Source organism: Myxococcus sp. CA056 (assembly GCF_013336715.1).
Classification (GTDB): Bacteria; Myxococcota; Myxococcia; order Myxococcales; family Myxococcaceae; genus Myxococcus; species Myxococcus llanfairpwllgwyngyllgogerychwyrndrobwllllantysiliogogogochensis.
Genome location: NZ_JABUMT010000005.1, coordinates 113095 through 126087 on the forward strand (window position 1 = coordinate 113095; position 12993 = coordinate 126087).

At 68.3% G+C, this 12993-nt stretch carries 3 protein-coding genes; all 3 read right to left on the reverse strand.

What is annotated here, in order from left to right:
* Position 1: 1 nt before the first annotated feature.
* Complete coding sequence (locus HUA76_RS22790) at positions 2–5080, reverse strand: tetratricopeptide repeat protein (RefSeq protein ID WP_174462057.1); 5079 nt, start codon at positions 5078–5080, stop codon at positions 2–4.
* Positions 5081–5287: 207 nt separating this feature from the next.
* Complete coding sequence (locus HUA76_RS45480; RefSeq protein WP_254614409.1) at positions 5288–6589, reverse strand: hypothetical protein; 1302 nt, start codon at positions 6587–6589, stop codon at positions 5288–5290.
* Between the two features lie 63 nt (positions 6590–6652).
* Positions 6653–12976, reverse strand: coding sequence for an amino acid adenylation domain-containing protein (locus HUA76_RS22805; RefSeq protein WP_371823518.1), 6324 nt, complete (start codon positions 12974–12976; stop codon positions 6653–6655).
* Positions 12977–12993: the final 17 nt, after the last annotated feature.

The window sequence follows — 12993 nt, forward strand, 5'->3', positions numbered from 1 at the left end:
ACTACAGCGACAGTCCCAGCCGCTGACGCAGCCGGAAGAAGTCGTCGGTGAAGGACCAGGCGAGCAGGGTGCGCAGCCGCTCACCCTCGCGCACGGCCTGAATCATGGGCTCCGGAGTGTCCAGCCGGGCGCCCGCGAAGTTCGGGTCCTCGCGCAGCACCATGCCCAGGCCCACGGACACGTCGCCGGCGATGAGCAGACCGGCGCGGTCCGCCGAGTAGTCCAGCGCGTCCAGCCACGGCGCCAGTTCCAGCTTCTGCACGTCGCCCAGGGCCATCGCCGGCCCTTCCAGCGCCTTGATGGCCTTGCGCGAGAAGGCCTTGCGCAGTTGCTTCACCGTCTCGTCGTTGCGACGGCCGAGCGCGGAGAACTGCTGCGCGTGGATGCGGATGGCGCTGCCGAACAGCTCCGCCGTCTCGCCCTGCGACAGCTTCTCCAGCACCGCCGCCTTGTTCAACAGGCCCAGCGCCGCGCGGCCCAGGAGGAACTTCTGCTCGCGCGCGTTGAAGCGCCGCACCACGTCCTGGCCAATGCACACCGACAACGGCTCGGTGGTCTCCAGCACCGTGAGGCCGCGCCGCGCCTGGTATGCGTCGAACTCCTCCACGCCGAACACCTGCGCGACGGTGCGGATGGCCTTGTAGACGGCGCTGTCCGTCTTGAGCTTGTCCGTCTTGGGGTTGACGCCGACGATGTCGAAGCTCGGGGGGTAGACCTTCTCGAGCTGATCGCCCATGGCGCGCAGCACCTCCAGCAGCGGCCCCCGGACGCCCGGGTGCAGCAGCATGGAGTCCACGTCCGTCGACGTGAGCCCCTCGCGAACCTCCTGCGCCAGCCGGGTGCGGCCCTCCGTGTAGAAGGCCAGCTCCGCCTCGTTCGTGGAGCGCAGGAACTGGAGCACGGACGCCACGCAGAAGGCCTTGTCGAGCTGCTTCAGGCCCTCCCACAGCTTGAACAGCGCGTGCAGGCTGTCCACCCGCGTCGGGTCCTGGCGGAGGATCTGCCGGTGCTCCTCGACGGCGAGCGGCACGGACGAAGTGTCCCGTGCATACAGGCCCGCCAGCGCGGTGCGCGCCGTGAGGTTGGTGCCGTCGCCTTCCACCACCTGCCGGTACAGCGCGGTGGCGCGCGCGGGCTCGGACAGCGGGCCGGCGAACAGCTCCGCCACGCGGATCCGCAGCGCCGCCGCGCGCTTCGGGTCGGTGGCCGCCGTCGTCTGCGCCTGTGCCTCCAGCAACTGCGCCAGCTCTGGCAGGTTGCGCGCGCGCTCGTACAGCGTCACCAGCCGGTCCACCAGCGTCGGGTCTCCCGGCGTCAGCTCCAGCGCGCGGCGATACAGCGGCGTGGCCGCGCCCGCGTCGCCCAGGCCTTCGTCATACGTGCGCGCCAGCTCCAGCGTGAAGCGCGCGCGCGACTCGGCGGGCAGCTCCTGCTGGAGCAGCTTGTGCAGGCAGTCCACCGCGCCCGACCAGTTGCGGCCGTGGGCATGCAGCGTGGCCAGTCGCTCCAGCGCCTCCAGATGGCGCGGCTGCGCGGAGAGCACCGTCATCAGGTGCGAGGACGCGCGGCCTGGATCATTCAGGTGCGTCTGGTACAGCGAACCCAGCGTGAGGTGGAAGGGCGCGAGCGTCCGGGCGTCTCCGCCCTGCTGCACGCGCTGGCTCAGCATGGCCGCGGCCTCCGCGTACTGCTGTGCCTCCAGGAGCAGCGAGCCGCGCAGCTCCAGCGCCTCGATGTGGCCCGGCTGCGCGGCCAGGGCCTTCTCCAGCAGCGCCACCGCGCGCGTCCGGTCTCCCAGGGCCGCGTGGTGCAGTCGCGCCGCGCTCACGAAGCCCGTGGCCGCCGCGGTGTGGTCCTTCTGCGCCAGCTTCGCGTCGGCGCGCCGCTCGTGCAGCGCGGCCAGGTCCGCGGAGCCTCCACGGTGGGCGAGCAGCTCCTCCAGGCCCGCCTGCGCGGCCGGGTGCAGCGGATCTCTCTCGAGCGCCTGCTTGTAGAGGGCCGCCGCGCCGTCGGTGTCCTTCTGGACGAACGACGCCAGCCGCGCCGCGCCGATGAACGCATCGATGGCGCCGCGCGGGTCCTTGCTGAGTCGGGCCTCCGTCTCCAGCGCGGCCCGGGCCTCGGCCGCGTCTCCGCGCCGCATCGCCACGCGCCGCGTGCCCTGCAGCGCCGGGAGGCACTGCGGATGCAGCTCCAGCGCCTGCTTGTAGAGGGCCGCCGCGCGCTCCAGGTCGCCGAAGCGGATCTCCGCCAGCTCCGCCGTGCGCAGGAGCATCTCCAGCGCCTCTTCCGCGTCGCGCGCGTGCGCCAGTCGCAGCGTGTAGAGCCGGGCCAGGCCCGACACGTCACCGGCGAGCTTGAGCGAGCGCTCCAGCGCGAAGGCCAGCCGCGCGTCGCCAGGGTCCGCCTCGAAGGCGCGCTTGTACGCCTCCAGCGTGCCCTCGGCGGGGCCCTTGTCCAGGTCCACCGCGGCGGACAGCCGCAGCGCGGTGGCCAGGCGTGGATCATTCACGCGCTCGGCGATGCGCTGACGCAGCTCCGCGCGGCGCGGCCGGTCCGACGCGCGAATGCGCTCCAGCAGGGTGAGGGCGGTGAGGTTGCCCGCGTCCAGGCCGAGCACCGCTTCGCAGCACAGCGCCGCGCGCGAGGGCTCCTGGAAGCGGTCCAGGTACAGCCGCGCCAGCTTCAGGTAGGCCGTCACCTTGGCCGTGGGCGTGCCGCCCACCTGCGTCTCGCGGTCCAGGATGGACACCAGCTCCTTCACGTTGTCCTGCGCGAGGAACAGGCGCTCCAGGGCGCGCAGCGTGGCGGCGTGTCCCGGCGTCAGGCGCAGCACTTCCTGGTACGTCTCGATGGCCAGCTCGGGCCGCTTGAGGGCGTCCTCCCAGATGGCGGCGGCCTGGAAGAGCGCGTTGGCGCGCTCCAGCGGGTCGGTGCGGTTGGCGGCCTCCTCGCGCAGCATCTCCACCAGGTTCTCCCACGCGCCCTGCGCCCGGTAGATGCGGGCCAGCGCGCGCAGCGCCGGGAAGTAGCTGGGCGCCAGCATCAGCGCCTCCTGGTACGACGCAATGGCCTCGTTCTCCTGGGACAGCCGCTGCTCGTACAGCTCGCCAATCTTGTAGATGAGCGCCGCGGCCTGGTCGGTGGAGGGTGAGCTCTCCGACTCCGCCCGGTACATGTCCACCAGCTTCGCCCAGCGGCCATCCTGCGCGTACAGCCGGCCCAGCGCCTTGAGCGCGGGCAGGTACGACGGGGACAGCGCCAGCACGCGCTCGTAGGCGGAGATGGCGCCCGGGCGGTCCTTCAGGTTCTCGTCGAGGATCTCCGCGTTGCGGTGCAGGAGCGACAGCACCTGCTTGGTGTCGCCCGCGAGCGACGCCTCCAGGTCATGCGTCTCCAGCAGCTCCCGGTAGCGGCCCGCGCGCTCGTACAGCCGCGCCAGGTTGCGGATGGTGGGCAGGTGGTCCGACGCCAGGTCGAGGATGCGCTTCATGCACTCGATGGCGTGGTCCAGGTCTCCCAGCCGGTCCTCGTACACGCCCGCCATCTTGTTGAGCGTGGTGATGAGCTGATCCCTGTCCGACGTCTGGAGCAGGTCCTGCTCGAACATCGCCACCAGCTCCGCGAAGCGACCCTGGCGCTCGTAGAGGCGGGTGAGCGCCTTCTGCGCGGGGAGGTAGCCGGGCTGCAACTGGAGGCAGGAGTTGTAGCGGGAGATGGCGTCTTCCTGCCGACCCAGCCGCTCCTCGAGGATCTCCGCGGCCTTGTACATGCGCGCGGCCTTCTGCTTGGCGTCCTCGGCGGCGGCGACCTCCGCGTCGAAGACGGCGACCAGACCCTCCCAGTTCTGCATCCGGTAGTTCAGCTTGCCCAGACCCGCGAGCGCCGCCGCGTGGCCGGGGATGCGCGCGACGATGGCCTGATATCGCGCCGCCGCGTCCACCTCGCGCTTGAGGACCTCCTCGTACAGCGCGGCCAGGCGCAGGTTGGTGGCCACCAGCTCGCTCTCGTCGTTGAGCGAACCCACGCGCGCCAGCAGCACGTCCGCCAGCTCCTCGTAGCGGCCCTGCGTTTCGTAGATGCCGGCCAGCTCGCTGAGCACCAGCGGCTCATGGGGCGCGGCGTGGCGTGCGTCCAGCAGCGCCGCCAGGGCCTCTTCCTTCTGGCCCAGGCGCTCATGCACCTTGGCGATCTGCAGATAGGCGGGCGCGGCCTGGGAGCCCAGCGCCGTGGCCTCGGCGGTCAGCGCCGCGAGCAGCTCCTCGGTGCGTCCCTCTCGCTCGGCCACATGCTTGAGCGCGGCGAGCAGCAGCGGATCCGAGCGGTCCAGCGCGAAGGCCTCGCGCAGCAGAGCGGCGGCGGGCTCGCGCTGCTTGAGGCGCTCGTCGAGCAGCAGGCCCGCGGAGGTCAGGTAGTGCGCGCGCAGCGACGGCTGCTGCATGGTGGCGGCGAGCAACCGGTAGACTTCCACCAGCGCGGCGGCGTCGTTGCGCGCGGCGTAGACGGACTCGAGCTGCGTGAGCACGACGACGTCCGTGGGCCGCCGCTCCAGGCACTGGCGCAGGCAGGCGCTGGCCTCGTCGTCGCGAGACAGCCGCTCCTGGAGGACGATGCCCTTCTCGAACAGGAGCGCGGCCTGGTGGCGCACGTCCTCGGTGGCGGCCAGCTCCGCGTCGAGCAGCTGGATGACCATCTGCCAGTTGCCCACGTCCGCGAAGAGTCGCCGCGCGGCGCGGATGTTGACCAGGTACCGGGGCGCCAGCTTGTAAGCGTTCTGGAAGGCGACCGCCGCGTTGCGGGGGTTCTTGAGCGGCTCCTCCCAGAGCAGGCCCACCTCATGGAAGAGCTGGGCGGCCGCGGGACCATCCGTGGTGCTCAGCGTCCGTGCCTCGCGCTCCAGCGAGGCGATGCGCTCGCGGGCCTCGTCTTCCGCACTGGGCGCGGGCGTCGCCTGGGGCGCGGCCTGCACGGACTGCGTCAGCACTTCGGTGGCGCTGGGGCCGGACTTCGCGGGCGCCCCTGAAGGCGGAGGAGGGGCGACCGTGACTGGGGGTCGCGGGATGTCGTTGCGCTCGCTCATGGAAGGCCGGCTCCGGGGGCCAGTTCTGAGAGGAGGAGAATGGCCGGGAGCGGTCGTAACACGCGCTTGGCCGGTCCCTCAACTTCCCGTCTTTCCTGGCGATTTGGGTGTCCGGATACCCGGGGAGCAGGCAGGCCCCCGCTCTGGACTCCTGGTGGGCGCCTCGCTTGCGCCCACCGTCTCTTGTCGGCTTCAGGCCCGTGAAGCTCAGAGCCCTTCGCGCAGGTTTTCCTCGGCGATGTGGATCAGCCGGGTCACATGCTTGTGAAGCCAGAGCCCGAAGGGCTGGATTCGACCCGCCGGGGTCTTCTTGGGGAGGTCCTGGATGCCCTCGTCGAAGGAAATGACGGCGTGCTCGCCCGTGGGTGACGTCGTGCGCTGGTCGAAGGCGAAGGACCGGCCGACGTGCCACCCGCCGTGGAACACGAAGAGGTTCTCCAGGTCCTTGTTCTCGGTGGCCTCGACGAGCCCGTCGATGTCGTACACGTCGTCGGCGATCTCCAGGCAGCTCCAACCGCCGCCCGTGACGTTGCCGCAGGGAAACGTGGGCAGGCCGCGGTCCATGGCGTTGTCCACGATCCACGTGACAGTGCCGTACACGCGCTGGAAGTAGTCCCAGCTCGACTCCTTCTTCAGGGGCTTGAGCGCCTTCGCTCCCTCCCAGCTCCCGATGCGGTGCTTGTACTGGCGCTTGAAGATGGACAGCTGCTGGTCGAGGGAGTCCATGCGCTCGGGCTCCTTCTTCACGTCGAGGTGCTCCGCGACGAAGTGCGCCTTGGGGTAGCGGTCGTGGAGGTCCTTCAGCATCGCGATGGCCGTGTCGACGGCCTCGTAGGCGTTCTTGGGCTTCGTGAACGACGGGCCCTTGGGCGCGGAGGGCTTCTTCGGCGCGCCCTTGGGTGCCTTCGGTTCCGGATTGGGATGCGAGGCATCGCGGAGGTCGATGGTCCGCAGGACGAAGCCGACCTTCTCCTTGGCGCGGATGCGCTTCTCCGCCCGCTCGATGGCCGCCTCGTGGCTCTCGGTGGCGGTCTCCTTGTCGTAGCCGTCCATGATGACAGGCCCATCGACCTTCATGGCCCAGAACGTGGAGTCGCCCTGGATGTATTCGCGAATGACCACGCGCTTCTTCGTCGCGTTCCACGGGTTGGCGTCGCGGAATCCGAGCGTGCGATAGCGGGCCACCAGGGCTTCGCCCGTCGTTGCGTCGAGGAGCGAGACGTTGAAGGCGCCGTTGATGGTGCCGCGTCGGACCACGGCCTGGGCTCCTCGTACTTCCACGTCGACGAAGAGCAACGACATGGGCTTGAAGAGCGTGAATCGCGCCTGCACGGGCGAGCTGAGCTTCAACGCCTCGGGCTGATTCTTGGAGAGGGTTCCGTCGCTCCAGACCCGCAGCTCACCACCCGCAGAGTAGAGCCAGACCTCGCCCTTCAGTGAAAGCTGGGGGTCGGAGTACCAGATGGCCTCGCCATTGTTGAGCTTCTGCAGGTGCTTCCAGTTGGGCATGGGCGATTGTTCGCACGGGACGAGGGAGGGGTAAACGGGTGAGTTGACTCGCGAGGGGGGCGCTCAAGTCCCCGTGGATTTCGGAAGGACCGCTTCTTCGATTCGCCGCATGAAGTCGTTCAGGTGCCGGGCCATCACGGTGACCTGGGGCGGTTCAATCATCGTCTGGTGATTGCCGGGGACGCCGATGAGTTCCAGTCCGCCTTTGACGAGTTCCTGCCACGGCCGCTCGGGGTGTCGAGGGTGTGGCGGGACGTACTCCTGGGCGCGCAGGTAGATGGCGGTGCCCTCGGTGGGCGACGGCTCGTAGCTGAACAGCGCGCGCATATGGGCCTTCCAGACGGAGAGGAAGACCTGGAGGTCCACGAGGGAGAACGAGTCGGGTACCACGGCGCCGTCGCGGGCGCGTCGCAGCACCTCGAGCATCTGGGCCTGCGGGTCCAGTCCGCGCAGGAGGGAGATGAGCGCCTCCGACGAGTCACCGAACGTGGCGGCGAGCAGCTCCGCGTCGTCCTCGAAGCGCTTGGGGAGCTGACCTGGCCCTGGCGTGTCGAGGAACACGAGCAGCGAGGGTGGGACTCCCAGACGCCGCAGGGTCTGCGCCATCTCGTAGACGATGGTGCCGCCCATCGACAGGCCCACGAGGTAGTACGGCGGGCGCGGACGCAGTTGGAGCAGGGCGTTCAGGTGGACGGAGGCGAGCTGCTCGATGGTCTGCAGTGGCTCGCATTCGCCATTCACGCCCGGGGCCTGGAAGCCGTAGACGGAGCGCTCCGGACCGAGCGCGCGCACGAGGTCCTGGTAGCAGAAGACGGTTCCGCCAATCGGGTGCATGCACAGGAGTGGCGGGAGGTCGTCGCGTCCGCGTTGGAGCAAGACGATACCGTCGGGAAGCGCGGGCGCGGTGTCGAGTTCACCGGGCGTCAGCTTGTCTTGAACCCAGGAGGCGAGCGCCGCCACGGTGGGACTCTGGAAGAGGACCTGGAGCGGGACCTTGAAGCCGAAGCGCTCGGACAGCTTCGCGACGAGCTGTGCGGCGAGCAGCGAGTGTCCACCCAGGTCGAAGAAGCTCGCCGTCACGCTGATGGACTCGCGGCCGAGGACCTGCGCCCACAGGGATGCGATGTCCTCCTCCAGCGGCGTGCGCGGCGCCACGCGTGCATTCGAGTCATCCCCGGCAGCGGAGGGTCGGGGAAGCGCACGGTGGTCGACCTTGCCGTTCGCCGTGAGCGGGAGTGACGGGAGGACCACGAAGTCGGAGGGGACCATGTGCGAAGGGAGGGTCCCCTGGAGGAAGGTGCGAAGAACCGTGGACGTCAGCTCCAACTCTGTCGCGACGTAGCCGACAAGGCGCCTGTCTCCCGGCGTGTCTTCGCGCACAAGGACGATGGCATCGCGCACGTCGGGGTGTGAGCGGAGCGCGGACTCGACTTCGCCAAGCTCGATGCGGAAGCCGCGCAGCTTCACCTGGTTGTCGCGGCGACCGATGAAGTCGAGAGCGCCGTCGTGGCGAAGGCGGACGAGGTCACCGGTGCGGTAGAGGCGCGCGCCGGGAGCCGAGCTGAAGGGATGGGGGATGAATCGTTCGGCGGTGAGGTCGGCCCTGTCCCAGTAGCCCCAGGCGAGGCCATCGCCACCGACGAAGAGTTCCCCGGTGACGCCCGTGGGGACAGGCCGCAAATGCACGTCGAGCACATAGGCGGTGCTGTTGGCGATGGGCCTGCCGATGGGAACGGAGAGCTCGTGGTGGAGGAGGACAGGGTGCCAGGAGCTGAAGGTGGTGTTCTCGGTAGGGCCGTAGACGTGGAGGAGACGCTGAGGAGGCCCGAGAGAGAGGACGCGGTTGACGCAGGAGGTGTCCGCGTTCTCGCCGCCGAAGAGGAGGAAGCGGAGACGGGAGAAGGCGGAGGGCTCGGAGCGCGAGACGAGGTTGAAGAGAGCGGTGGTGAGGAAGAGGGCGGAGATGCGCTCGTCGAGGAGACGGCGGGAGAGGATGGAGGGGTCGATGACGTCATCCTTGTCGAGGATGACGAGGGAGGAGCCGTTGAGGAGGGCGCCCCAGATTTCGAAGGTAGAGGCGTCGAAGGCGACAGTGGCGGCCTGGGCGACGCGGTCATCATGTCCGAGCTGGACGTAGTCGGAGTCGAGGACGAGTCGAAGGACGGCGCGGTGGGGAATGCAGACACCCTTGGGGCGACCCGTCGAGCCCGAGGTGTAGGTGACGTAAGCGAGATCGTCGGGCCCCATGTCGTGAGTGAGCCGAGGAAGCTCGTCATCGGAGACAGGTGGCAGGGCATCGATGCACAGCGGCTCGATGTCACCGTGGGGAACGCGCACGGACAGCGAGGTCTGCGTGACGATGCGCTGGACCTGTGAGTCGCGAGCCATGAAGTCGAGGCGCTCGGAAGGGTAGTCAGGGTCGAGCGGGACGTAGGCGCCGCCTGCCTTGAGTATGGCGAGCAGCGTGACGATCAACTCGGGAGAGCGGGGCAGGCAGACTCCGACCTGGGGACGTGCTCTGTCGACCCCCTGCGCACGGAGGATGCGCGCGAGTCGAGTGGAGCGCATGTCGAGTTCGCCATACGAGAGCGAGTCGGAGCCGTGCTGCACGGCGATGGCGTCGGGACGCAGCGCGGCCTGGGTGGCGAATCGCTCGACGATGGACGAATGGGCCGGATACGGCCGGCCGGTGTCGTTCCATTCGACGAGCCACTGGCGACGCTCGTCGGTTGAGAGCAGCTCCAGGGAGTGGATGGAGGCGTGCGGAGTCCGGACGACCTGCTCCATCAAGCCGCGGAGATGGTCCGCCATGCGCGAGATGGTCGCGGGTGTGAAGAGCGCGGTGGCGAACTCGAAGACACCGTTGAGTCCGTGAGGCGTCTCTTCCAACGACAGGGTGAGATCGAACTTCGACGTGCGCGGGTGCAACTCCAGGGTATCGACCACGAGTCCCGGGAGCTGAAGCTGTCCAGCCGGCGCGTTCTGGAGAGCGAACATGACCTGGACGAGAGGGCCATGGCTCAGGGAGCGCTGGACGTGGAGTTCCTCGACGAGCTTCTCGAAGGGAAGCTCCTGGTGGGAGTAGGCACCGAGGCAGGAGTCGCGAGTGCGGAGGAGGACGTCGAGGAAGGAAGGGTTGCCGGAGAGGCGAGCAGGGAGAGGGAGGGTGTTGACGAAGAAGCCGATGAGGGATTCGAGCTGAGGACGGGTGCGGTTGGCGATGGGGGAGCCGACGAGGAAGTCGAGCTGGCCGGAGTAGCGGGAGAGGAGGAGTTGGAAGGAGGAGAGCAGTGCCATGAAGAGGGTGGCACCGTGGAGACGGGAGAGGGCGTCGAGGGAGTCGCGAAGGTGGAGGGGAAGGGAGAAGCGGTGAGTGGAGCCCTCGAAGGATTGAAGAGAGGGGCGAGGGAAGTCAGTGGGCAGAGAGAGGACGTGAGGGACGCCGTCGAGGAGGCGAGTCCAGAAGGAGAGCTGAGAGGAGAGGGTGTCGCCGGAGAGCCAGTGACGCTGCCAGGAGGAGAAGTCGGCGTACTGGATGGAGAGAGGGGCGAGGGAGGAGGCCACACCCTGGAGTCGAGCGAGGTACTCGGCGGAGAGCTCCTGGTAGAGGACGCCGAAGGACCAGCCGTCGGAGATGATGTGGTGGAGGTTGAGCAGCAGCAGATGCCGCTGAGGCGCGAGGAGGAAGAGATGCGCGCGGAAGAGAGGACCGAGGGCGAGGTTGAAGGGCGCTTCGGCATCGAGCTGGAGGAGGCGAAGGACTTCGTCGTCGGGGTTGGGAGAGGACGAGAGGTCGATGAGTCCCCAGTCGAAGTCGGGAGCGTCGGAGATGCGTTGGGAAGGCTCGCCATCGCCTGGGAAGCGAGTGCGGAGGGACTCGTGACGAAGGACGAGCGTGCGGAGGCTGTCGTGGAGGGCGGCGACGTCGAGAGCACCCTCCAGCCGAAGCGCGAAGGGCATGTTGTAGACGGCCTGCTGCTCATGGAACTGGTTGAGGAACCAGAGGCGCTCCTGCGCGAAGGAGAGCGGCAGCGGTGCATCCCTGCTCACCGTCGAAATGAGCGAGGTGTTCTGAACCGTCTGCGCTGATTGGAGGCGCTGATCCACGGCCTGTGCGAAGGACTCGATGGTCGGTGCTTCGAAGAGCATCCGCACGGCCAGCGGAACACCGAGACGTTCCTGGCTCCGCGAGATGATCTGCGTGGCGAGCAATGAATGCCCACCGAGGTCGAAGAAGGTCGCGGTGACGCTGACCTTGTCGAGCTGAAGCACCACTGCCCAGATGACTGCGAGCTGCGACTCCAGCTCCGTGCGTGGAGCGACGAACGCCTCACCGTCGACGCGATTCGCCTCGGGTGCGGGGAGTGCGCGGTGGTCGATCTTCCCGTTGGGCGTGAGGGGCAGCTCGGCGAGGACGATGACCGTCGAAGGCACCATGTGGCTGGGAAGTTGTTTCCCCAGGTGCTCGCGCAACACGGAGCCGGCGAGCTCCGTCGCGACGTAGGCGACCAGTCGCTTGTCACCCGGCGAGTCCTCCCGCACGAGTACGACGGCGTCGCGCACGTCGGGGTGAGCCCGGATGGCGGACTCGACTTCACCCAGCTCGATGCGGAAGCCACGCAGCTTCACCTGGTTGTCGCGGCGGCCGATGAAGTCGAGAGCACCGTCAGTGCGAAGCCGGACGAGGTCACCGGTGCGGTAGAGGCGAGCGCCGGGAGCCTCGCTGAAGGGATGGGGAATGAAGCGCTCGGCGGTGAGGTCGGGCTTGTTCCAGTAGCCCCAGGCGAGGCCATCGCCTCCGACGAAGAGTTCCCCTGTGACGCCCATGGGCACGGGCTGCAAATGCACGTCGAGCACATAGGCGGTGCTGTTGGCGATGGGCCTGCCGATGGGGACGGAGAGTTCCTGGTGGCAGAGGGTGGGGTGCCAGGTGCTGGCGGTGGTGTTTTCGGTGGGGCCGTAGCCGTTGACCAGTCGCTGAGGAGGCCCGGAGGAGAGGACGCGGTTGATGCAGGAGGGGTCCGCGTTCTCACCGCCGATGAGGACGAAGCGGAGGCGAGAGAAGGCGGAAGGCTCGGAGCGGGAGACGAGGTTGAAGAGAGAAGTGGTGAGGACGAGGGCGGAGATGCGCTCGTCGCGGAGACGACGGGCGAGGACAGCCGGGTCGATGACGTCATCCTTGTCGAGGATGACGAGGGCGGCGCCATTGAGGAGGGCGCCCCAGATTTCGAAGGTGGAGGCGTCGAAGGCGACGGTGGCGGCCTGGGCGACGCGGTCGTCGGGCCCGAGTTGAACGTCATTGGAGTTGAGGACGAGGCGGAGGACGCCTCGGTGGGGGATGCAGACACCCTTGGGTCTACCCGTCGAACCCGAGGTGTAGAGGATGTGCGCCAGGTCATCTGGACCGAGGTCACACTCCAACGGCGCCTTGCTGCTCGCACTCAGCGCTTCGCGAAGCAGGTCAAGACACAGGAGTCGCCAATCACCCGAAGGCACGCTCTCTCTGAGCGACTCGTGAGTGATGACGGCGACGACTTGTGCGTCGCGAGCCATGAAGTCGAGACGCTCGGAGGGGTAATCCGGGTCGAGCGGGACGTAGGCGCCGCCCGCCTTGAGGATGGCGAGCAGCGTGACAATCAGCTCGGGAGAGCGAGGCAGGCAGACCCCGACCTGAGGACGCGCCCTGCCAATTCCGTGAGCACGAAGGATGCGAGCGAGCTGGTTCGAGCGAGCATCCAGCTCGCCGTACGAGAGCGAGTCGGAGCCGTACTGCACGGCGATGGTGTCGGGACGCAGCGCGGCCTGGGTGGCGAAGCATTCGACGATGGACGAGTGGGCCGGATACGGCCGGCCGGTGTCGTTCCATTCGACGAGCCACTGGCGACGCTCGTCGGTGGAGAGCAGGTCCAGTGAGTGGATGGAGACGTGCGGAGTCCGGACGACCTGCTCCATCAGCCTGCGAAGGTGGTCCGCCATGCGCGCGACGGTGGCTGGCGCGAAGAGCGCGGTGGCGAACTCGAAAACGCCGTGAAGGCCATCCGGCGACTCCTCCAAAGAGAGCGTGAGGTCGAACTTGGAAGTGTGGGGATGGAGTTCGACGTGTTCGACGCTGAGCCCCGGGAAGGACGGCGGTGCACCGGGCGCGTTCTGGAGAGCGAACATGACCTGGACGAGAGGGCCATGGCTCAGGGAGCGCTGGACGTGGAGTTCCTCGACGAGCTTCTCGAAGGGAAGCTCCTGGTGGGAGTAGGCACCAAGGCAGGAGTCGCGAGTGCGGAGGAGGACGTCGAGGAAGGAAGGGTTGCCGGAGAGGCGAGCGGGGAGAGGGAGAGTGTTGACGAAGAATCCGATGAGGGATTCGAGCTGAGGACGGGTGCGGTTGGCGATGGGAGAGCCGACGAGGA